17 protein-coding genes and 1 tRNA gene are annotated in these 22,561 nt (G+C 70.2%); 12 read left to right on the plus strand and 6 right to left on the minus strand.

Annotation, left to right across the window (positions count from 1 at the left end; translation table 11 throughout):
* Positions 1-11: 11 nt before the first annotated feature.
* The 12 genes from bldG (at position 12) to ACFZDE_RS35645 (ending at position 17,729) form a co-directional block, all read left to right on the plus strand.
* Positions 12-353 (plus strand): anti-sigma factor antagonist BldG, encoded by a 342-nt coding sequence (gene bldG, locus ACFZDE_RS35590; protein ID WP_003991900.1) that lies wholly within the window; start codon positions 12-14, stop codon positions 351-353.
* 121 nt (positions 354-474) lie between these two features.
* Positions 475-912 carry an ATP-binding protein gene (locus tag ACFZDE_RS35595; protein WP_391003618.1) on the plus strand — a complete coding sequence of 146 codons (438 nt, stop codon included), beginning with the start codon at positions 475-477 and terminating at the stop codon, positions 910-912.
* A 329-nt stretch (positions 913-1,241) separates the two neighbouring features.
* Positions 1,242-3,647 (plus strand): sodium-translocating pyrophosphatase, encoded by a 2,406-nt coding sequence (locus ACFZDE_RS35600; protein WP_391209008.1) that lies wholly within the window; start codon positions 1,242-1,244, stop codon positions 3,645-3,647.
* A 192-nt stretch (positions 3,648-3,839) separates the two neighbouring features.
* Positions 3,840-4,430: a small secreted protein gene (locus ACFZDE_RS35605; protein ID WP_391209017.1), complete on the plus strand. Its 591-nt coding sequence runs from the start codon at positions 3,840-3,842 to the stop codon at positions 4,428-4,430.
* Between the two features lie 142 nt (positions 4,431-4,572).
* Entirely contained in the window at positions 4,573-6,111 is a 1,539-nt protein-coding gene (locus ACFZDE_RS35610) for a methyltransferase (protein WP_391003624.1), read from the plus strand.
* 298 nt (positions 6,112-6,409) lie between these two features.
* On the plus strand, positions 6,410-6,607 hold the full coding sequence (locus ACFZDE_RS35615) for a hypothetical protein (protein ID WP_391209026.1): 198 nt from the start codon (positions 6,410-6,412) through the stop codon (positions 6,605-6,607).
* Between the two features lie 246 nt (positions 6,608-6,853).
* Positions 6,854-9,682 (plus strand): type I DNA topoisomerase, encoded by a 2,829-nt coding sequence (topA, locus tag ACFZDE_RS35620; RefSeq protein WP_391209030.1) that lies wholly within the window; start codon positions 6,854-6,856, stop codon positions 9,680-9,682.
* 184 nt (positions 9,683-9,866) lie between these two features.
* On the plus strand, positions 9,867-13,253 hold the full coding sequence (gene tmk, locus ACFZDE_RS35625) for a dTMP kinase (RefSeq protein WP_391209041.1): 3,387 nt from the start codon (positions 9,867-9,869) through the stop codon (positions 13,251-13,253).
* 105 nt (positions 13,254-13,358) lie between these two features.
* Positions 13,359-14,564: a DNA polymerase III subunit delta' gene (locus ACFZDE_RS35630; protein WP_391209053.1), complete on the plus strand. Its 1,206-nt coding sequence runs from the start codon at positions 13,359-13,361 to the stop codon at positions 14,562-14,564.
* Positions 14,565-14,783: 219 nt separating this feature from the next.
* Positions 14,784-16,406 (plus strand): alpha/beta fold hydrolase, encoded by a 1,623-nt coding sequence (locus ACFZDE_RS35635; protein ID WP_391209065.1) that lies wholly within the window; start codon positions 14,784-14,786, stop codon positions 16,404-16,406.
* 107 nt (positions 16,407-16,513) lie between these two features.
* A tRNA-Thr gene (locus ACFZDE_RS35640) sits at positions 16,514-16,590 on the plus strand.
* Positions 16,591-17,531: 941 nt separating this feature from the next.
* The gene (locus ACFZDE_RS35645) at positions 17,532-17,729 is read left to right on the plus strand and encodes a transposase (protein WP_391209078.1); all 198 of its coding nucleotides are present in this window, start codon (positions 17,532-17,534) and stop codon (positions 17,727-17,729) included.
* A 204-nt stretch (positions 17,730-17,933) separates the two neighbouring features.
* Here ACFZDE_RS35645 and ACFZDE_RS35650 read toward each other — a convergent pair whose 3' ends face one another.
* The 6 genes from ACFZDE_RS35650 to ACFZDE_RS35675 all read right to left on the minus strand — a co-directional run bounded on the left by ACFZDE_RS35650 (position 17,934) and on the right by ACFZDE_RS35675 (position 22,082).
* On the minus strand, positions 17,934-18,590 hold the full coding sequence (locus tag ACFZDE_RS35650) for a contact-dependent growth inhibition system immunity protein (protein WP_391209089.1): 657 nt from the start codon (positions 18,588-18,590) through the stop codon (positions 17,934-17,936).
* A gap of 13 nt (positions 18,591-18,603) precedes the next feature.
* Positions 18,604-18,903, minus strand: coding sequence for an RNase A-like domain-containing protein (locus tag ACFZDE_RS35655; protein WP_391209106.1), 300 nt, complete (start codon positions 18,901-18,903; stop codon positions 18,604-18,606).
* Positions 18,904-18,964: 61 nt separating this feature from the next.
* Positions 18,965-19,528 carry a hypothetical protein gene (locus ACFZDE_RS35660; RefSeq protein ID WP_391209111.1) on the minus strand — a complete coding sequence of 188 codons (564 nt, stop codon included), beginning with the start codon at positions 19,526-19,528 and terminating at the stop codon, positions 18,965-18,967.
* A 26-nt stretch (positions 19,529-19,554) separates the two neighbouring features.
* Positions 19,555-21,291 carry an RNase A-like domain-containing protein gene (locus tag ACFZDE_RS35665; protein WP_391209118.1) on the minus strand — a complete coding sequence of 579 codons (1,737 nt, stop codon included), beginning with the start codon at positions 21,289-21,291 and terminating at the stop codon, positions 19,555-19,557.
* On the minus strand, positions 21,291-21,605 hold the full coding sequence (locus ACFZDE_RS35670; RefSeq protein WP_391209123.1) for a WXG100 family type VII secretion target: 315 nt from the start codon (positions 21,603-21,605) through the stop codon (positions 21,291-21,293). The genes ACFZDE_RS35665 and ACFZDE_RS35670 overlap by 1 nt, the downstream gene beginning before the upstream one ends.
* 207 nt (positions 21,606-21,812) lie before the next feature.
* On the minus strand, positions 21,813-22,082 hold the full coding sequence (locus ACFZDE_RS35675) for a WXG100 family type VII secretion target (protein ID WP_391209128.1): 270 nt from the start codon (positions 22,080-22,082) through the stop codon (positions 21,813-21,815).
* Positions 22,083-22,561: the final 479 nt, after the last annotated feature.

Consider the following 22,561-nt stretch of genomic DNA (forward strand, 5'->3'; position numbering starts at 1 on the left):
CTGGAGGATCCGTGGACCTGTCCCTGTCGACCGAAACCATGGGCGATCGCACGATCGTCAGGGTCGGTGGCGAAATCGACGTATATACCGCGCCCAAGCTGCGCGAGCAGTTGGTCGAGCTGGTGAACGACGGCAGTTTCCACCTTGTCGTCGACATGGAGGGCGTGGACTTCCTCGACTCCACCGGGCTCGGCGTACTGGTCGGCGGCCTGAAGCGCGTGCGTGCCCATGAGGGCTCCCTGCGCCTGGTCTGCAACCAGGAGCGCATTTTGAAGATCTTCCGTATCACCGGCCTCACCAAGGTGTTCCCGATTCACACCTCGGTCGAGGAAGCGGTTGCGGCCACCGACTGACACCGGTCCCGGGCCCAGCGCCCGGGCCGGCCGTCGTTCGGCAGAGGTGAAGACCGAGGGGGCCCGGGCTTTCGGTGCCCGGAGCCTCTCGACAGCACGCCCGTAGTTGCGAGGGGGATGCATGGCCACCGTTGAGCTCCGCTTCAGCGCGCTGCCCGAGCATGTCAGGACCGCCCGGCTGGTGGCGGCAGCGGTGGCGCGCAGGGCCGGGGTGGACGAGGCCGTCCTCGACGAGGTCAGGCTCGCCGTCGGCGAGGCGTGCAGCCGAGCCGTCGGACTGCATCAGATCGGCGGCATCTCGGCACCGGTGAAGGTGCTGCTGATCGAGGAGGAGAAGGCGTTCTCCATCGAGGTCGGCGACGAGGCCGCGCACGCGGTCTCCGGCGAGCGCGCCCCCGGGGCCGGACCCGGCGACGCCGACGGTGAGGCCGACGAGGACGAAATGGGCCTCGCGGTCATCAGCGGACTCGTCGACGACGTCGAGGTCAGCTCGGGCGAGCACGGCGGGCTGATCAAGATGACCTGGCCGACCACGCCGCCGCCGACGATCCTGGTCTGACCCCGCCACCGCGCGCATCGTTCTTCCGAGGGGCCCCACCTGTGGGGCCCCTCGTCATGGGCCCCACCTGTGGGGCCCCTCGTCATGGGCCCCACCCGTGGGGCCCTTCGTCGTGTGCGGGTGTCAGTGCCCGCCTTTACAGTAGTTCCTGTGCTGTTCATCGCGTGAATTCGTTCACGATCATTCGCGCGCCCTCCGGCAGCCCAAGAATGCTTTCAGGGCATTACTTCGGAACGCCAATTCCGTTTATCGCGCTCTGTTTTGATCAGGTTCCGGTACCTACAATCCCGTCCACATCTTGAGCTCAGCCCAAGCGTCAAGGAGGACGAATGGCGGGGCTTTCCCTCTCACAACAGTCGGGCCATCCCACCGACCTCGCAGCCGCCGTACTGACCGATGGCAACCGCATCCTCGTCGTGGTCATCGCGGTCGTCGCACTGGCGGCCCTGGTGCTCGCGGGGGTCCTGGTGCGCCAGGTACTCGCGGCCGGCGAGGGCACCGACAGCATGAAGGAGATCGCGGCAGCGGTCCAGGAAGGCGCTAACGCCTATCTGGCCCGTCAGCTGCGCACACTCGGCGTATTCGCCGTGGTCGTGTTCTTCCTGCTCATGCTGCTGCCCGCGGACGACTGGAGTCAGCGTGCCGGACGGTCGGTGTTCTTTCTGATCGGAGCGGCGTTCTCGGCGGCCACCGGCTATATCGGCATGTGGCTCGCCGTACGCAGCAATGTGCGTGTCGCCGCGGCGGCACGTGAAGCGACTCCGGCTCAAGGCGAGCCGGAAAAGGATCTGACCGCGGTCTCGCACAAGGCGATGAAGATCGCTTTCCGTACGGGCGGTGTGGTCGGCATGTTCACGGTGGGCCTCGGCCTGCTCGGCGCCTCCTGTGTGGTGCTGGTGTACGCGGCCGACGCGCCGAAGGTGCTCGAGGGCTTCGGCCTCGGGGCCGCGCTGATCGCGATGTTCATGCGGGTCGGCGGCGGCATCTTCACCAAGGCCGCCGACGTCGGCGCCGACCTGGTCGGCAAGGTCGAACAGGGCATTCCGGAGGACGACCCGCGCAATGCCGCGACCATCGCCGACAACGTGGGCGACAACGTCGGCGACTGCGCGGGCATGGCGGCCGACCTCTTCGAGTCCTACGCCGTGACCCTCGTCGCCGCGCTGATCCTCGGCTCGGCGGCCTTCGGCGACGCCGGGCTGGGCTTCCCACTGCTCGTACCGGCGATCGGTGTGATCACCGCCATGATCGGCATCTTCGCGGTGGCGCCCCGGCGCGCCGACCGCAGCGGTATGAGCGCCATCAACCGCGGGTTCTTCATCTCCGCGGTGATCTCGCTGGTGCTGGTGGCGGTGGCGGTCTTCGTCTACCTGCCGGGGAAGTACTCCGAGCTCGACGGGGTCACCGACGCCGCGATCCAGGGCAAGGACGGCGACCCGCGGATCCTCGCGCTCGTCGCGGTGGCCATCGGTATCGTGCTCGCCGCGCTCATCCAGCAACTGACCGGCTACTTCACCGAGACCACCCGTCGGCCCGTCAGGGACATCGGCAAGACCTCGCTCACCGGCCCGGCCACCGTCGTCCTCGCCGGTATCTCCGTGGGTCTCGAATCGGCCGTCTACACCGCCCTGTTGATCGGGCTCGGTGTGTACGGCGCGTTCCTGCTCGGCGGCACGTCGATCATGCTGGCGCTGTTCGCGGTGGCGCTGGCCGGCACCGGCCTGCTCACCACGGTCGGTGTGATCGTCGCGATGGACACCTTCGGGCCCGTCTCCGACAACGCGCAGGGCATCGCGGAGATGTCCGGCGACGTCGAGGGCGCGGGCGCGCAGGTGCTCACCAACCTGGACGCGGTCGGCAACACCACCAAGGCGATCACCAAGGGCATCGCGATCGCCACGGCCGTGCTCGCGGCGGCGGCCCTGTTCGGGTCGTACCGCGACGCGATCATCACCGGCGCGCGGGACGTGGGCGAGAAACTCAGCGGGGAGGGCGCCCCGATGAGCCTGATGATGGACATCTCGCAGCCCAACAACCTCGTGGGTCTCATCGCCGGCGCGGCGGTCGTCTTCCTCTTCTCGGGGCTGGCGATCAACGCGGTGTCGCGGTCGGCGGGTTCCGTGGTCTACGAGGTGCGCAGGCAGTTCCGTGAGAAGCCCGGGATCATGGACTACAGCGAGAAGCCGGAGTACGGCAAGGTCGTCGACATCTGCACCAAGGACGCCCTGCGCGAGCTCGCCACGCCCGGTCTGCTGGCCGTGATGGCGCCCATCTTCATCGGGTTCACCATGGGCGTCGGAGCGCTCGGCGCGTTCCTGGCGGGCGCGATCGGCGCGGGCACACTGATGGCGGTGTTCCTCGCCAACTCCGGTGGCGCCTGGGACAACGCCAAGAAACTCGTCGAGGACGGCCACCACGGTGGCAAGGGCGGCGAGGCGCACGCGGCGACCGTGATCGGTGACACGGTCGGCGACCCGTTCAAGGACACCGCGGGACCCGCGATCAACCCGCTGCTGAAGGTCATGAACCTGGTGTCCCTGCTCATCGCACCCGCGGTGATCAAGTTCTCCTACGGTCCGGACAAGAGCATCGGGGTGCGGATCCTGGTCGCCGTCCTGGCGTTCCTCGTGATCGCCGGGGCGGTGTACGTGTCAAAGCGGCGCGGGATCGCGATGGGTGACGAGGACAACGCCGGTTCCAAGCCCAAGTCGGCCGATCCGGCGGTGGTTTCGTAGGGAGGTCCGAGAGCCCCGTTTCAAGGTGCGGGCGGGCGGCACGCGTTGGCGTGTCGCCCGCCCGCGCTGTGTGGGTACACGCTCACGCGTGAGCCTTCTCTCGCTTGGTGCAAAAGGTTACAAAAAGGTCTTAATAGACGCTCGGCGTGCGGCTGCCGTGCATCTGGCGTGTATGTTCCGGGGCCGAGAGCCATGGAAGGGACCAAACCGGTGAACAAGAAGCTCGCGGCCGCACTGTCCGGCGGTGCGGTACTGGTACTGGCGCTGACGGGATGCGGCGGCGACGACAGCAACGACAAGCTGGACGCCTGGGCCAAGCAGGTCTGTGACGCCGTACAGCCGCAGGCCAAGAAGATCGAGTCGGCCAACGCGGCGATCCAGAAGGAGACCTCGGACAACAGCACGCCCGAGAACGTCCAGAAGACCGACGCACAGGCCTTCCAGGACATGTCGGACGCCTACAAGGCGATCGGCACCGCCGTGAACAAGGCCGGGGCCCCGGATGTCGAGAACGGCGAGAAGAAGCAGCAGGACGCGGTCAAGGAGCTCAACGCGATCTCCGCCTCGTACGCCGACCTGAAGAAGCAGGTCGACGGCCTGAACACCAAGGACCAGGGCAAGTTCGCCGACGGTCTGAAGGACATCGCCACCGAGCTGGACAAGCTGAGCCAGAGCGGCAACGACGCCCTCAAGAACCTGGAGGAGGGCGAGGTCGGCCAGGCGATGGCCCAGCAGTCCAGCTGCAAGGCGGCCACGGCCTCGGCGGGGTCCACGCAGAGCTGAGGCCGGCACACCCTCCCGTAGCCGGACAGGATGCCCGCCGTACGGCAGGAGTGCCCGCCGTACGGCAGGAGTGCGTGCCGTCGGGCGAGAATGCGTGCCGTCCGCCGCACGGGCAGGTGCGCCACCCGCACCGGCGGCCACAATGGGGGGCGTGAGTAACGCCAGCCAGTCACCCCTGCCCCCGCTGCCCGCCTCCGACCGCCCCGATGTCGCCGCCCGGCTCCGGGACGCCCTGCTCGCGGCCTCCTTCACCGCCGACGGCCTGCTCGAACTGCTCGGCGCCCCGGCGTACGCGGCACTCGCCCGGAGCGAGACCGTGCCCGCGCTCCGGGCGACCCGCGGGGACACGCCGCTGGAGATGCTCGTCCGGCTGTTCCTGCTCCAGCAGCCCGTGCCGCACGCGCGCGTGGCGGACGTCCTGCCTGTGGACGCGTGCCTGGAGAGCGGCTGGCTGACCCGGGCCGGTGCGGACGAGCTCGCCGCCGCGGTGGACGTCCGGCCGTACGGCGGGTCCGGTGGCGAGGACTGGTTCATCGTCTCGGACCTCGGCTGCGCGGTCGGCGGCGCGGGCGGAATCGGCCGGCGTGAGGAAGGGGTCGTCCTCGGAGTCGGCGGCGCTTCCACGACCCTCGCCGGCATCACCGTCCGTACGCCCGTCGCCGCGGCCCTCGACCTCGGCACGGGCTCCGGCATCCAGGCCCTGCACGCGGCGCAGCACGCCACACGCGTGGTGGCCACCGACCTCAACCCGCGCGCCCTGCACATCACCGGCCTCACACTGGCGCTGTCCGGCGCCCCGGCCGTCGAACGGCGCGAGGGTTCCCTCTTCGAACCGGTCCGCGGCGACGAGACCTTCGACCTGATCGTGTCCAACCCGCCCTTCGTCATCTCTCCCGGCGCCCGGCTCACCTACCGCGACGGCGGGATGGGCGGGGACGATCTGTGCCGCACGCTCGTTCAGGAGGCAGGGGAGCGGCTGAACGAGGGCGGGTTCGCGCAGTTCCTCGCCAACTGGCAGCACGTGGAAGGGGAGGACTGGCAGGACAGGCTCAGGTCATGGGTGCCCCGGGGCTGCGACGCGTGGATCGTGCAGCGCGAGGTGCAGGACGTCAATCAGTACGCCGAGCTGTGGCTGCGTGACGCGGGCGACCACCAGGACGATCCGGCGGAGTACCAGGCGCGGTACGACGCATGGCTCGACGAGTTCGAGGCGCGCAAGGTGAAGGCCATCGGCTTCGGCTGGATCACCCTGCGCAAGGCGAGCGCCGCCGTGCCCTCGCTCACGGTGGAGGAGTGGCCGCACCCGGTCGAGCAGCCGCTCGGCGACACCATCCGGGCCCACTTCGACCGGCTCGACCACCTGCGCGACCACGACGACGCCGCGCTGCTCGAAGGGCACTTCCGGCTCGCCGCTGAGATCGTCCAGGAGCAGGTCGGGCTCCCCGGCGCGGAGGACCCCGAGCACGTCGTGCTGCGCCAGAACCGCGGCATGCGCCGGGCGACCCGGGTGGACACCGTCGGCGCGGGATTCGCGGGCGTCTGCGACGGCACGATGAGCGCGGGCCGCATCCTCGACGCCATCGCCCAGCTGATCGGCGAGGACCCGGTGATGCTGCGCGACCGGACCCCGGCCCAGATCCGACTGCTGGTCGAGCAGGGGTTCCTGGAGCCGGTCCGCTGACGGCGGGGCTGCCGAGGGGTGCGTCGAAGGCATCAGGAGGCTCGCCGGGGGCGTCGAGGGGGCTCGCCAGGGGTGTCGAGGGGCGTCGAGGGGGCTCGCCACGGGTGTCGAGGGGGCTCGCCAACAAATTCGAGTCGATTTGAACACCTCGTGCGCAACGGGTCACGAGCAATCGGATGCCTTGATCCACCGCCGTGCCGCCCCCGTGTTCACCTCCGGTTCGCCTGCCCGCCGCCCGCGCGTGTCAGCCTCCCGTGGCTGGGGATGCGCGGACCGGGGACAAGGGGCGGGGCGGGCCATGGAGAGCGAACCGGCGATCTTCGCGGGAGCGGTGTTCTCGCTGTTCGGAGGCGGACTGCTGGCGTGGACCGTGACGTGTGTGCGGCGACGGCGGCCCGTCGCCGTGGGTGTGAGGCCCGTCGCATCGGCGGCCCTCGCCGGCGCCGTCTCGGTGCTCACGGTGGCCCTCGGAACGTGGTGCTTCACCCGCCTGTGAGCCTCGCTCCGGCGATGCGTCCGTCGGTAACCGGGGGGTCGCGCTCCGCACAGGGGCCGCCCCGCTCCCGGTACTCCGGGCGGCAGGATTGGTGGTAGTCGGGTTACCGTTCGAGTGGCCGTTGCGGGCTTTTCCCGTTTGACACGGGGGCGGGATGTACCGTCACACTCCGCAGCGTCACCACGTACCCAGCCCCGGTAAGCGACTCCGGGGAGGCCCCAGCGTCGACCGGAGAGAAGAGCGAAGTTGTCCCCGACCAGCGAGACCGCGAAGGGCGGCCGCCGACTCGTCATCGTCGAGTCGCCTGCCAAGGCGAAGACGATCAAGGGCTATCTCGGCCCCGGCTACATCGTCGAGGCGAGCGTCGGGCACATCCGCGACCTTCCCAACGGCGCCGCCGAGGTGCCCGAGAAGTACACCGGCGAGGTCCGCCGCCTCGGTGTGGACGTCGAACACGACTTCCAGCCGATCTATGTGGTCAACGCCGACAAGAAGGCACAGGTCAAGAAGCTCAAGGACCTCCTCAAGGAGTCCGACGAACTCTTCCTGGCCACCGATGAGGACCGCGAGGGCGAGGCCATCGCCTGGCACCTCCAGGAGGTGCTCAAGCCCAAGGTCCCGGTCAAGCGGATGGTCTTCCACGAGATCACCAAGGCCGCGATCCAGGCCGCCGTCGCCAACCCGCGCCAGCTCAACCAGAAGCTCGTCGACGCCCAGGAGACCCGCCGCATCCTCGACCGCCTCTACGGCTACGAGGTCTCGCCGGTCCTGTGGAAGAAGGTCATGCCGCGGCTGTCCGCGGGCCGTGTCCAGTCGGTCGCCACCCGACTCGTGGTGGAGCGGGAACGCGAGCGCATCGCCTTTCGTTCCGCTGAGTACTGGGACCTGACGGGCACCTTCGCGACCGGCCGCGCCGGAGACTCGTCGGACCCGTCGTCGCTGGTCGCGCGCCTGCAGACCGTCGACGGCAGGCGCGTCGCGCAGGGCCGCGACTTCGACTCCCTGGGACAACTGAAGAGCGCGAACACCCTCCACCTCGACGAGGCGAACGCCCGCGCCCTGGCCGCCGCCCTGGAGCAGACGCGGTTCGCCGTCCGCTCGGTCGAGTCCAAGCCGTACCGCCGCTCGCCGTACGCCCCGTTCCGTACGACGACGATGCAGCAGGAGGCCAGCCGCAAGCTCGGCTTCGGCGCGAAGGCCACCATGCAGGTCGCGCAGAAGCTGTACGAGAACGGCTACATCACCTACATGCGTACGGACTCCACGACGCTGAGCGACACGGCGGTCGCCGCCGCCCGCGCCCAGGTCACCCAGCTGTACGGCGCCGACTACCTGCCGCCGCAGCCGAGGACGTACGCCGGGAAGGTCAAGAACGCGCAGGAGGCCCACGAGGCGATCCGCCCCTCGGGTGATCGTTTCCGCACTCCCGCCGAGACCGGACTGACCGGTGACCAGTTCAAGCTGTACGAGCTGATCTGGAAGCGGACCGTCGCCTCCCAGATGAAGGACGCCACCGGAAACAGCGTCACGGTGAAGATCGGCGGCACGGCCGCCGACGGCCGGGACGTCGAGTTCAGCGCCTCCGGCAAGACGATCACCTTCCACGGCTTCCTGAAGGCCTACGTCGAAGGCGCCGACGACCCGAACGCCGAGCTGGACGACCGCGAGCGCCGGCTCCCCCAGGTCTCCGAGGGCGACGCCCTGAGCGCCCAGGAGATCACGGTCGACGGGCACGCCACCAAGCCCCCGGCCCGCTACACCGAGGCCTCCCTGGTCAAGGAGCTGGAAGAGCGCGAGATCGGCCGGCCGTCGACGTACGCGTCGATCATCGGCACGATCCTCGACCGCGGCTACGTGTTCAAGAAGGGCACGGCTCTGGTGCCGTCCTTCCTGTCCTTCGCCGTGGTCAACCTCCTGGAGAAGCACTTCGGGCGGCTCGTCGACTACGACTTCACCGCCAGGATGGAGGACGACCTCGACCGCATCGCCCGCGGTGAGGCCCAGTCCGTGCCGTGGCTGAAGCGGTTCTACTTCGGCGAGGGCACGGTCAGCGGTGGCGCGGCCGACGCCGGCAACGGCGACGGGGACCACCTCGGCGGCCTCAAGGAACTGGTGACGGACCTGGGCGCGATCGACGCCCGGGAGGTGTCGTCGTTCCCGGTGGCCAACGACATCGTGCTGCGCGTCGGCCGCTACGGGCCGTACATCGAGCGCGGCGAGAAGGACACCGAGCAGCACCAGCGCGCCGACATCCCCGACGACCTGGCGCCCGACGAGCTGACCGTCGACCTCGCGGAGGAACTGCTCGCCAAGCCGAGCGGTGACTACGAGCTGGGCACGGACCCGGCCACCGGCCACACGATCGTCGCCAAGGACGGCCGCTACGGCCCGTATGTGACGGAAGTCCTCCCCGAGGGCACCCCGAAGACGGGCAAGAACGCGGTCAAGCCGCGCACGGCGTCCCTGTTCAAGACGATGTCCCTGGACACGGTCACGCTCGACGACGCCCTGAAGCTGATGTCGCTGCCGCGTGTCGTCGGCACCGACGCCGAGGGCCAGGAGATCACCGCGCAGAACGGCCGCTACGGCCCGTACCTGAAGAAGGGCACGGACTCGCGTTCGCTCCAGGCCGAGGAGCAGCTCTTCACGATCACGCTGGAAGAGGCGCTGGCGATCTACGCCCAGCCCAAGCAGCGTGGCCGGGCCGCGGCCAAGCCGCCGCTGAAGGAGCTGGGCACCGACCCGGTCAGCGAGAAGCCGGTCGTGGTCAAGGACGGCCGCTTCGGCCCGTACGTCACCGACGGGGAGACCAACGCGACCCTGCGCTCCGGCGACAGCGTCGAGGAGATCACCCCGGAGCGCGGTTTCGAGCTGCTCGCCGAGAAGCGCGCCAAGGGACCGGCGAAGAAGACCGCGAAGAAGGCGGCCAAGAAGGCGCCGGCCAAGAAGACGACGACGGCGAAGAAGACCGCGGCGAAGAAGACCACGACCGCCAAGAAGACGACCGCGAAGAAGACCGCCACGAAGAAGACGGCCGCCAAGACGGCGACCGCCGCTAAGTCCACGGAGGACTGAGCGGCGACCGCCGCCAAGTCCACCGAGGACTGAGGCCGTTCGAGCCCCGTGCGGACCCGGACCACGCGTCCGGATCTTCGCCCGGGGTTCGGAAAGCGAACGCCCCGGCAACGCTTTGGTGTCGGGGCGTGCGCATGCCATACCGCACCCCCAGGGTGTCGGTGGCTCCCGATAGGCTGAACGCATGACGCGAGCCGACCACCCAACGGCCCCTCAGCCCGCCCCCGACGACGCCCTGGTCGCGGACTCCCGCGAGCGTGCCGTCCGCGCCCTGCTGCGGCGACCGCAGCTGAAGCGGTTGTGGAGCGCACAGCTCGTGGGCGGCGTGGGGGACACCCTCGCCCTTCTCGTCCTGGTCGTCCTGGCACTTCAGGCGGCCGTCGCCGAGGGCTCCTTCGGGGGCGGCTACCGGGGCGCGGCGTTCGCAGTGGCGACCGTTTTCGGGGTGCGCATCCTCGCGACGCTCCTGTTCGGCGCCGTTCTGCTCGGCCCGCTCACCGCCCTCACCTCGCAGGACGGCCCGCTCGACCGGCGCTGGACCATGGTGGGCGCCGACGGTCTGCGCGCCGCGCTGCTTATCGTCGCGCCCCTGTGGATCGACTGGACGCCGCAGAACGCGCTGGCACTCCTCCTCGTCACGGCCTTCGTGGCCGGGGTGGCCGAGCGGTTCTGGACGGTGTGCCGGGAGAGCGCCGCGCCCGCGCTGCTCCCCGCCCCGCCGCCGGAGGGGGCGACGGTCCGGCCGCTGCCCGACCACCTGGATGCCCTGCGCCGGCTGTCGCTGCGCACCGGCTTCGTGGCGATCCCCCTCGCCGCCGTCGCGCTGGTCGTCGCCTCCCTGTTCAACAACCTCCTGGGCGCCGGAATCGACTGGTTCGGCCAGCACCAGGCGGCCCTCGCCTCCTACGTGGCCGCCGGGCTGTTCGCCGCGTCCCTGTCCGTGCTGACCTTCCTGGAACTGCCCGGAACGCGCACCCCGCGTGCGCGATCGCCGCTCGAGGGGCTGCGCCGCCCGAAGACCGGCACCGGCACCGACAAGGGCCGCACCGGCGCGATGCCGCTGCTGGTCCTGTCCTGCGCGGCCGTCGCCGCCGCGGTGTCGGCCGCCGTCGCCGTGGCCGTGCTGCACGCCAAGGACCTCGGCGGCGGCCCGGTGCTCTACGGCCTGTTCGTGGCCGCGCTGACCGGCGGTGTTGTCATCGGCATCCGTACGGCGCCCGCCCTGGTGCCCGCCCTCTCGCGCCGCCGGCTGCTCGCGCTGACCATCGCCTTCACCGGGGTCGCCCTGCTGGCCGCCGGGCTGGTCCCGGACGTCACCACCGTGCTGCTGATCCTCGCGCTGGCCGGCGTCGGCGCGGGCCTGTCCGCCAACATCGGGCACACCCTGCTCGACCAGGAGACCGAGGAATACCGCCGCCCCCGCACGACCGAGCACCTGCACGCGGTCGTCCGGGTCTGTGTGGCCCTCGGCGCGCTCATCGCCCCGCTGGTGGCGGCGGCGATCGGACCGCACCGGCTGGAGAGCGGCAAGTTCGTCTTCGCGCACGGCGGTGCGGCCTTCACGCTGATGCTGGCCGGTGCCCTGCTGCTGCCGGTCGCCGCGCTGGTGCTGGCCAAGGTCGACGACCGCTCCGGTGTGCCGCTGCGGCAGGACCTCAAGGACGCGCTGCTCGGCGGGGACGACCCGGAGCAGGGGGCCGCGGCCACCGGCTTCTTCATCGCCCTGGAGGGTGGCGACGGCGCCGGCAAGTCCACGCAGGCCGAGGCGCTCGCCGAGTGGATCCGCGCCAAGGGCCACGAGGTCGTGCTGACGCGCGAGCCCGGTGCGACGCCGGTGGGCAAGCGGCTGCGGTCGATCCTGCTGGACGTGTCGAGCGCGGGCCTGTCCCACCGCGCGGAGGCGCTGCTGTACGCGGCCGACCGGGCCGAGCACGTCGACACCGTCGTACGGCCCGCCCTGGAGCGTGGCGCGGTCGTCATCTCCGACCGGTACATCGACTCCTCCGTCGCCTACCAGGGCGCCGGCCGCGACCTGTCGCCGACCGAGATCGCCCGGATCAACCGCTGGGCGACGAACGGACTCGTGCCGCATCTGACCGTGCTGCTGGACGTCGCGCCGGAGGCCGCGCGCGAGCGGTTCACCGAGGCGCCGGACCGGCTGGAGTCGGAGCCCGCCGAGTTCCACGCGCGCGTGCGGGCCGGTTTCCTCACCCTGGCCGCCGCCGACGCCGGGCGGTACCTGGTCGTCGACGCAGGCCAGGAGCCCGAGGCCGTCACGACGGTCATCCGGCACCGGCTCGACCAGGTGCTGCCACTGTCCGAGGCCGAGATCAAGGCCCAGGAGGAGGCGCGGAAGAAGGCCGAGGAGGAAGCCCGCCGCAAGGCCGAGGAAGAGGCGGCCCGCAAGGCCGAGGAGGAGCGACTGGAGCGCGAGCGCCAGGAGCAGCTCGCCAAGCTGCGCGCCGAGGAGGAGGAGCGCAAGCGCCGCGAGCTGGAGGAGGCGCAGCGCCGCGAGGCCGAACGGCAGGCGGAGGAGGCCCGGCGCCGGGCCGAGGAGGCGCAGCGGAAGGCCGAGGAGGAGCGGGCCCGGCTCCTCGCGGAGGAGAAGGCCCGCGCCGAGGAGGAAGCCCGCCGCAAGGCGGAGGAGGAGCGGCGACGCAAGCAGGCCGAGGAGGAGGCGCGACTGCGTGCCGAGGCCGAGGCGCTCCGCCTGGAGAAGCAGCGCAAGGCCGAGGCGGCTCTGCTGCGGGCCGAGGAGGCCCGACGGCTCGCCGAGGCGGCAGCGGCCGCGGCGGCGGCCGGTCCGAAGAGCGCCGGTCCGAAGAGCGCCGGTCCGAAGAGCGCCGGTCCGAAGGGTGCCGCGTCGAAGGGTGCCGCGTCGAAGGGTGCCGCTCCGCGGGACACGGGTTCGCGGAGCACGGGTTCGCGGGGCGCCGCGGGTTCCGTGACTGGTCAGGACGCGGCGACCGTGCCCACCCCCGTGGTGACACCGGGGGGTGCGGGGGACGACACGACCGTGCTGCGCCCGGTGCGGGACGACGAGCAGGGCCCGGGCCGGGCCTCCGCCGGGTCGGAGGCCGAGGTGACGGCCGAGCTGCCGAAGCCGCCGGTTCCGTCGCACGCCGGGGACGAGACCGAGGTGCTGTCGCAGGTCGCCGAGCGGGACGCGTCCGGTGCGGCCGACGAGACGGCCGTGCTGCCCCCGGTCCGGCCCGATGCCGAGGAGACCGCGGTGCTGCCCCCGGTCCGGCCGGCCGACGCCGAGGAGACGGCCGTCCTCCCGCCGGTGCGCGGGGACGACCCGGCGGACCGGGTTCCGCCCGGCTACTTCCGGAAGGACGAGGCGGCCCCCGGGCCCGGCGGCTCCACCTCCCGGCCCGACGGCACCGAGGACCGTACACGGGAGCTGCCCCAGGTCGACGCCGACGGGGCGCCGCGCCGCCGGTCCGACTGGGCCGAGGAGACGCCGCTGGACGACCTGCCCTCGCTGGCGGACGAACTGCTCGGACCGCACGACGAGGAGCCGGACGAGGGGCGTGGCCGCCGCGGCAGGGGTGGCCGGGGGCGCTGAGGCCTCCTGGGCATGTGAGATCGAGTGGGGGCGGCAGGCGTTGTCAGTGGTCGCCCCCACAATGGATCTCGCAACGCTGAACGTGACGGAAGGGCGGCGTGACCCATGACCGTGTGGGACGACCTCGTCGGGCAGGAGAGGGTGAGCGAGCAACTGGCCGCTGCCGCCCGGGACGCCGACGCCCTGGTCACCGCTGCCGTCACCGGCACCCCGCCGCCCGAGGCGTCGAAGATGACCCACGCGTGGCTGTTCACGGGCCCGCCCGGCGCCGGGCGCAACCAGGCGGCCCGGGCGTTCGCGGCGGCACTCCAGTGCGTCAGCCCTGACCGCGCCCTCGGCGGCTCCCCGGGCTGCGGCTTCTGCGAAGGCTGCCACACGGCCCTGATCGGCACGCACGCCGACGTCACCTCCGTCGCCGCAGTCGGCAGCCAGATCCTCGCCGAGGACATGCGGGACACCGTCCGCAAGTCGTTCACCTCGCCCGCGACCGGCCGCTGGCAGATCATCCTGGTCGAGGACGCCGAGCGGCTGAACGAGAAGTCGGCCAACGCCGTCCTCAAGGCCGTGGAGGAGCCCGCTCCCCGTACGGTCTGGCTGCTGTGCGCCCCCTCCATCGAGGACGTCCTGCCGACCATCCGCTCCCGCTGCCGCCATCTGAACCTGAGCACGCCGAGGGTCGACGCCATCGCCGACATGCTCGTCCGCCGCGAGGGCATCGAGCCGGAGATCGCCGCCGCGGCGGCCCGCGCGACCCAGGGCCACGTCGAGAGGGCGCGCCGCCTGGCCACCGACCCGGCCGCGCGCGAACGCCGCGCCGCCGTGCTCCGGCTGCCGCTGCGTGTCGAGGAGATCGGCGGCGCGCTCAAGGCGGCTCAGGAGCTGGTCGACGCGGCAGCCGAGGACGCCAAGCAGCTCGCGGAGGAGACGGACGCCAAGGAGACCGAGGAGCTGAAGGCCGCGCTCGGCGCCGCCCAGGGCGGCCGCATGCCCCGAGGCACCGCGGGCGTGATGAAGGACCTGGAGGACAAGCAGAAGCGCCGCAGAACGCGCACGCAGCGTGACAGCCTCGATCTCGCCCTGACCGACCTCACGGCCTTCTACCGCGACGTCCTCGCCCTCCAGCTCGGCTCACGCGTGGCCATCGCCAACGCGGATGCCGAGGACGCCCTGCAGCGCCTCGCCCGGGGCAGCTCCCCGGAGTCCACCCTCCGCCGCATCGAGGCGATCGCCGCCTGCCGCGACGCCCTCGACCGCAATGTGGCACCACTGCTCGCGGTGGAGGCGATGACGATGGCGCTCAGAGCGGGGTGAGAGAGGGGGGACGGCGTGGTCCGGCCGCCCCGCGCCGAGAGGGCCGGGCACCGAGAGGGCAAGGCACACAGAGGGCCGGGGCACACGGAGAGCCGGGTACCGGGAGGGCCAGGCTCCGAGAGAGCCGGACCCGGCGGCTCGAAGTTGACGAGGTAACTCGTACGAGGCACGGCGCGCACGCACGGCACTCATTCCGTCGCCCAGAGTTACGCTCACTGGATGTACACACGGCGCACCCCCCGTTCCGTCTCCGCCTCCGGTGGTCTTCACCGCAGGACACGAAACCGGGCCAAAACCGCCGCCGGTCTGCTCGCCACGGCCGCGCTGCTCGTCTCCGCCTGCTCCTCCGGGAGCGCGACGACGCCCGCCGCCTCCGCGGCCGCACAAGCGGCACTGGTCGAGCTGCCGAAGGCCACACCCGCCGCGCTGACGTCGTACTACGGGCAGAAGCCCGCCTGGCGTGGCTGCGGTGTCCCCGGCTTCGAGTGCGCCACCGTCAAGGCACCGCTCGACTACGCCGAGCCGTCCTCCGGTGATGTCCGGCTCGCCCTCACCCGCAAGAAGGCGACCGGCCCCGGCAAGCGGCTGGGCTCGCTGCTCGTGAACCCGGGCGGGCCGGGTGGCTCGGCGATCGGCTACGTACAGGCGTACGCGGGCATCGGCTACCCGGCCGAGGTACGGGCCCGCTACGACATGGTGGCGGTCGACCCGCGCGGCGTGGCCCGCAGCGAGCCCGTCAAGTGTCTGGACGGGCCGGACATGGACACGTACACACAGACGGACGCCACCCCCGACGACGGCGAGGAGACAGACGGGCTGGTCGCGGCGTACCGGACGTTCGCCGAGGGTTGTGGGGCGGACGCGCCCCGGCTGCTGCGCCATGTGTCCACCGTGGAGGCGGCCCGGGACATGGACATCGTGCGGGCGGTGCTCGGCGACGAAAAGCTGAACTACGTCGGGGCCTCCTACGGCACGTTCCTCGGGGCGACGTACGCCGGGCTCTTCCCGGACCGGGCGGGGCGGCTGGTGCTGGACGGCGCGATGGACCCGTCGCTGCCGGCGAGGCGGCTGAACCTCGAACAGACGGCGGGCTTCGAGACGGCGTTCCGGTCGTTCGCGAAGGACTGCGCACTGCGGACCGACTGCCCGCTCGGCGGACGGGGCACTTCGCCCGAGCAGGTCGGCGAGAACCTCAAGGCGTTCTTCACGAAGCTGGACACGCGGCCCGTCCCCACCGGCGACGCCGACGGCCGCAGACTCACCGAGTCGCTCGCCACGACCGGCGTGATCGCGGCCATGTACGACGAGGGCTCCTGGGAGCAGCTGCGCGAGGCGTTGACCTCCGCGATGAAGGAGAACGACGGCTCCGGACTCCTCGTCCTGTCCGACGGCTACTACGAGCGGGACGCCGACGGCGCCTACAGCAACCTGATGTTCGCCAACGCGGCGGTGAACTGCCTGGACCTGCCGGCCTCCTTCGACACCCCCGACGAGGTGAGCAGGGCGCTGCCCGAGTTCGAGAAGGCGTCGCCGGTCTTCGGGAAGGGGCTCGCCTGGGCCGCGCTGAACTGCGCGTACTGGCCGGTGCAGGCCACGGGTGAGCCGCGTCGCATCGAGGCGAAGGGCGCCGCGCCCATCGTCGTGGTCGGCACGACCCGCGACCCCGCCACGCCGTACCGCTGGGCGAAGGCCCTGGCCGGCCAGCTCTCCTCGGCGCGCCTGCTGACCTACGAGGGCGACGGCCACACGGCATACGGCCGTGGCAGCTCCTGCATCGACCGGACGATCAACGCCTATCTCCTGCGCGGCACCCCGCCCACGGACGGAAAGCGCTGCTCATAGCCCTTCCCCCAGCCCCGGAAGCCCCACCTCCGGGGCTGGTGCGGAGCACCCTCGGAAACTGTGTAGACTTACCGTCGTTGCTGATCGCACCATAGTGCAGACAGCGCGCCGCCTTAGCTCAGATGGCCAGAGCAACGCACTCGTAATGCGTAGGTCTCGGGTTCGAATCCCGAAGGCGGCTCCATGCTAAACCCCAGGTCGGGCCTCTGACCTGGGGTTTCTTGTCTCGGGTGACCTTGGAATCTCGGTAAATCGGGCGCCGTCTGTCTGTGCATCGTAATGCGTAGGTCGGAGGTTTGGTTTCTGTGACGAGATTGACGATCTAACGCTCTGACCTGACTCTTTACTCGCTCGCAGGGGATGGATCACGCTTGTGCAAAGCGTCCCGGTGGACAACCGGTGGACAGCCGTGCGTGACGCTCCATCAGGGGACTCGTGCTACTCCTGGGCGATGGGCGAAATCCACCGGTCTCCGATGGGGCGATGGGCATCGGTCGGGACTGTCCGGTCCGGACAGATCTCATGTCCGGCAGGGGGCCTGACGATGATTGGCGTGAGCGCACGCAGTAACTGATCGGGGCAAGGGCGTCGAAGCTCGGCGTTCGTGCACTCGGTGCGCCCGGTCCGCGTGGACGCACGCAAGATGCACGACCCAGATCCTGGGACGCTTGGTGATGACCGCCTCGCCGGCCGACAGCACGCGATCCTGAACGAAGAGGGCCGGTCGGCAGCTCAGGCCGTGGACCTGGCTACCGACATCGGGGCGGCCATCGCGGCTGATGGCCCGAGCGCTGCGGAAGCCGAGATTCCCGTCGGGCTCCTCGACGAGTTGATCGGGCTCGTTGAACTGGTGGCCGGGTGCGTGAAACGGACGGCTGGAATGCCCCTGTGGCGAGCAGCACGAGTAGGGGGACATCGACCAACAGGTCGCGGTTGTCATGCGCGGCGACGTCGACCTTGCGCGGATCCTGCGGTCTCGAGTAGACGGGTAGCGCGTGCTCGTCGGCGGCGTTCAACCGTTTCCACCGCGCAGAGGGCGGGTTCTTGAGTGCGTTGTCATGCCTGGACGGTGAAGGCCGCCTTGTCCCTCCCTTCGTAGCGTGCAGCCCATGGTTGCAGGGGGAGTTGGGATTCATAGGGCCCAAGCAACGCGCGTACGACGCGGAGTTCCGTGAGGGTGCTGTACGCATCGTGATCGAGGCCGGCAAGCCGATCTCGGAGGTTGCCGAGGATCTCGGCGTCAACCCGGGCACGCTGCACAGGTGGGTCTCGCGCCGGCGCCGTCACGGATCGGCGACGTCCGACTGCCCGGTCTGTTCGTGACGACCTCGACGTCCAAGACCGACCAGAGCGCCAAGGGTGCCGGCCGTTTCATCCGGGACCGGACGACAGCCACCAGCGTGACAACGCCAGGTCGTGCCGCTGCGGCTTCGGCGTTGGGTCCGCTGACCCTTGCTGGTCTGGGCGACGGCGAAGTTCCAGGTCGCTGACCTGGGGCTTCGTGCATCAAGTGGAGGGTGGCCTCGATCAGCCGTCGGCCAGCGTCGCCGCCACAGACTGGAACCAGGCGCCGTAGGAGAACGGCTCGGGCGGGCCGACCTCCATGCCGAGTTCGGCGGCTGCCAAGGCGTAGTCCCCCTCGTCCAGGGGGAGGGCTAGTAGCTCGTGGAGTTCGCCCACGAGGCGTGCGACCAGGTGGGGCGCGGTGGTGGCGGCGTAGTCGGCGACGGTGGCGTCGTGGTCGGGGAACTCGTCGACGATGTCCTGCGAGAACCAGCCGCCGAGCAGTTGCGCGATTTCCGGGAAACGCGCGTGCCACTCCCAGTGCGTCTGTGGGGACGACGGTTGCGGGACGTCGTCTTCCTCGACGCTCTTCCTCAGGTGGTCCGCCAGCGTCATCAGCCAGTCGCCGATCTCCGACTCGGCCATCCCGGTGTCCGGGATCGCGTAGAACTCGCCCAGCCTGTGCCGGATGCGGCCCGGCGGGTTGCGGCTGTACTCGCGCAGCTGGCGCTCCGCCTCCGCGATGGCCCAGGGGCGGGTGTGCCAGGTGTGACGGAGGTATGCGTCCAGCGCGCGGCTGCGCCGCTCCGGGGTGTCGTCGGCCGGCTGCCCCAGGTACGCACGCATCACCTGGTCCAGCTCGCCGTACCGGCGGTCGTGTTCGAGGGGCTTCATGGACATGTGCGTGCGGCCCCTACAAGTAGAACGGGACGGTCGTGTGGACGACGAAGCCGTGCGGGCTCGACGGCTCGCGGCGCAGCACCACGCGCGCCGCGCGGACGTCGACGGGCCCCCGCCCGGCCAGTAGGTCGCCCTCCAGCTGGACCCGGCCCACGGGCTCCTCGCGGGAGGGCCAGGCGGCCTCGATGGTGAGGCGGGTCCGGGTGCCCTGGGCGAGCCAGCGGTGGATGACCTGCTCGTTGGTGGTCACGACCTGCTGGGTGGCCCATTGGGCGGTCTCCCGGTCGGGATAGGAGGCGGAACGGGTGAGCACGGGGGGGATCCTCTCAAATGACCTGGTCAGGGGTTGAGCTCGGACGGGATCAGCAGCAGGGTCACAGGTCGTTGAAGTTCCAGAACAGGCCGACCTCGGTGTCCGAGACGACGACGAGGCCGCAATCCTCCGTGAAGACGGTCATCGGGTTGTACCCGAAGGTCTTCAGCGTGAAGTCGAGTGTGCCCGGCGCGCTGCCCCTTTTGCTGACGTTGGTGCGATAGGTGGCCTCGTCCCCGTAACGGGCAAGGATCGTGCGTGCCATTGCCCTCAGCTCGTCCGCGGACTCGTCGAAGTATTGGAGGTTGGACAGGGTGCAGCCGCCCTCGGTGAGGGCCAGGAGCAGGTTCTCGGCACTGTCGCGGTCGATCTCCTTGAGGCGCGGCGTGACGTACTCCGGGGGGTGGGCGACAAAGGGCCACGTGGGGTTCCCCACGCGTTCCGGGTCCTTCTCCGCGTCGTCGATGCGGGTCCAACCCCGGGGGTCCGTCACGGAACGGGCCATCAGCGCGAGGACATCGAGTGTCCAGTCCTCGTGGCGGCGCGGGCCGGTGGCGATGTACGCCGTCGCGTCCCTGTACAGGTGGCGTACGGCAGTGTCCCAGGACGCCTGGTCGACGGACATGTATGCGGGCCTTTCTCTGTGGGGTGCTAGGGCTTGTAGGGCATGGACGTCATGACCGTGAAAGGCGGGATACGGCTGCTGTCGTACCGGATTCGCGTGTCAATGCCGGTGACGTCGTACGCCTTGGCGTCCATGCCGCCCTCCTTGTACCCGGAGAGCGGGTCGTTCGGGTCCACCGGCTGCTTGAACACGCTGCGGCCGCTGATCTCGCCGTTGGGTGCCGTCGAGCGGAACGGCTCGACCTTGCCGTCAGCCGGCGGTGGCGGACCCTTGATCCACGCCTCGATCGCAGCCTTGTTCTTGTTGAGGTTGTACTCGGTCAGCTCCTCCGCCCGCTGATAGTTCGGGAAGGACGACGCGGCGCCGGGATACGGCTTGCCGTACGGCCATGCCTGGGTCGGCCCGTTCGTCTGCTGGTCGCGCAGGCGCTGCGCTAGCTGCTCGTCCGTCTTGCCGACGTGCTTGTCCAGGGTGTGGCCGTTCTCCATGTACTCGTTGGCGGCGAGGTTGAGGTCGTATGTGCCGGCCGAGTCGACCTTCATCCAGACCTGCGAGTCCTTGAACTCCTCCAGAGCCCGCATGCCGAAGCCGTGCGCACGCGCCTCCTGGGCTTCGAATGTCGGAGCGCTCCGGTGCGCCTCGTCCAAGGGGGCCATGAGCGCGTCGAGTCGCGGTACGAGCGCGTCGACCCGTCGGTTGTACTCGGTGACGATCGAGTTCAGCTTGGCGGTGTCCATGTTCAGGACGATGCCCTGGCCCAACTGGCTCGCGCCCTTGGCGACACCCTTCACCACGCCTTTGACCAGACCCTTGACGTCGTCCATGCCGACGCCGTCCTTGAGGTTGACCTCGACCTTGGGGATCGCGTCGCGTACGGCCTCGATGTAGACGTCCCATACCTCGCGATTGAGGTAGACGGCTGCCTCGGCGAATTCGTAGAGGAGATCGCTGACTTTCTGAGCCGTGTCGAACAGCACGGTCATCACGGGGTGAGTGGCGGTCTGCGAGGAGGAGCTGTCGTGTTTCCACTCGTAGTTCTCGCGGCTCTTGCCCCACGTCGTCGTGCCCCACAGCGAACTGCAGAACTGGCGCATCGCGTCATACCACTCGCTGTTGGTCTGCTGAGTGATGCCGCTGACGTTCCCGGTCAGCCCGCTCTCCGCCGTGGAGAGCGAGGTGGTCGTCGCCATCCATGCCTTGGACAGCGAATTGAGGTAGTGCTGCTGTGGAAATGGGTAGACGTCGGAGACCTTGCCCATTCGGAAGGCGTGCTTCACGACCGGCCTCAGCACGTCCCGGACCGGCTCAGGCACCCACTCGAGGAGCCGGCGGATGAAGTCGTCGCCGCCGTCGTCGTCGCCCCACTTCAGATCCGGCACGGAGCCGTAGGCGGGCGGCTTCTCGATGACCTTCGGTAACGGCTGGACGACCGGCTTCGCCTTCCCCGTGGGATCGTTGGCCGCTTCCGCCTTCGCGTAGGTATTGGCCGTCGCAGTGAAGCCGACCGCCGCACCCCCGATGCTGACGACGCTCCTGGCCCATACCTCGAGGAAGCGGTTGCCCACCTTGACGTACGACGTCGCGAATGCCTGGGGCGAGGTGCCGTACCCGCCGGCGTCCGGGTACTTGAGCAGATCGTCGAGCAGGCTCTTGGCGCCTCTGTCCATCACCGTCTGCTGGCTCGCCACTCCGCCGGAGACGCGGTGAAGGTCGGTCGGCTTGACGTCGATGGTGCCGTTCTGGCCCGGCGGTGGCGTCCCCATCAGCCGGCCCCCCAGCCGCGCAGCACGGCCTGGTGCGCCGCCGCATAGTTGATGTGGCTCGTGGTCGCGCACTCATGGAGCCACTTCTGGGCCGCCTGGAGGTCCTGGGCCGAGCGGTTCCACTCGTCCAGTTTGTCGACGAAGACCTCGCGGGCCTCCCCCTCCCAGGACAGCACGACCGGCACAACCCGGTCGTGGAGGTCGTCCAGGCTGCTGTTGAGCTTCTTGAGAATGTCCTCCAGTTCGGCGGCGAGCTCGTGGAGGGTGGCGAAGGAGACGATTATGTGACCGTCGTCCGCACTTCCGGTCGGCATGGTTCCCCGTTTCGTAGGCGTCATCGCGGTCGCGGCAGGGGCCCAGGAGAGGCCGTCAGAAAGAGTCGAGGCTGCTGCGCGGATGGGCGGGCGCGGTCGTCTCCGGGTTGGGTGTCGACAGCTTGTCGACTTCGCTGACGATGTCCACCGAGATACTCCGCAGTTGGGCCATCACGTCCAGCTCGTGTTCCGTGAAGCCGTCCCGGCTCAGGCGTACGGCCTGCTCGAGGTGCCGATCACTTCACGGATGCGCACGGCGTCCTCGGCCGCCGCCCGGTGGAACTCGCGGTACGCCGTCGCCGCCGGTCCTCGCCAACCCGCTTCGATGCGGTCGACGATCGCGTCCATCCGCCTGACCTGCTTGTCCAGGCGATCCTGCATGTCGTCGAGGTCATCAGCCAGTTTGGTGAGGTCGTGGCTCGACACCTTCAGATCGACGCCGCCCTTTTGGCCCGCGCCTGCTCCAGGTAGACCCATGCTGTGTACCCCCGCCCCCGTGACTTCGGCATGGCAAACCGCGTGTGTGCGGTGATCCTAACCTTGCGCTCTCGCGAAGCCGCCCGCCGGCGGGTCCGGGGGAGGGCAGCCGACGGGCAGGCATGACACCTCGGGTGATGTCCCCATCCATCTGGCTGCGCGCCCGGTGCACGTGTAGAGGTCCGACAGCGACCGGTGCTCGTCGCTTCGAGCGGGGTGACCTGGCGCTGTCACCTCAACTGAGGTCGCGCCGGTGGGCGGCTGGCAACTCCACCGGTGGACAACCGGGGGACAGCCGTGCGTGAAGCTCCGTCAGAGGACCAGTCGCCGCCCCTGGCCGACGGGTGACTTCCACCGGTCTCCGATGGGGCTGTCGGCGGCCGTCGAGACTGTCCGGACAGCTTTCACGTCCGGCTCGGGTCCTGGCGTTGATGGCCCGTGAGTACACGCAGGAACCGCTTCTTGGCGTGTTCCGAGGT

The sequence above is a fragment of the Streptomyces sp. NPDC007929 genome (assembly GCF_042959065.1).
In the GTDB taxonomy this organism is placed as follows: domain Bacteria; phylum Actinomycetota; class Actinomycetes; order Streptomycetales; family Streptomycetaceae; genus Streptomyces.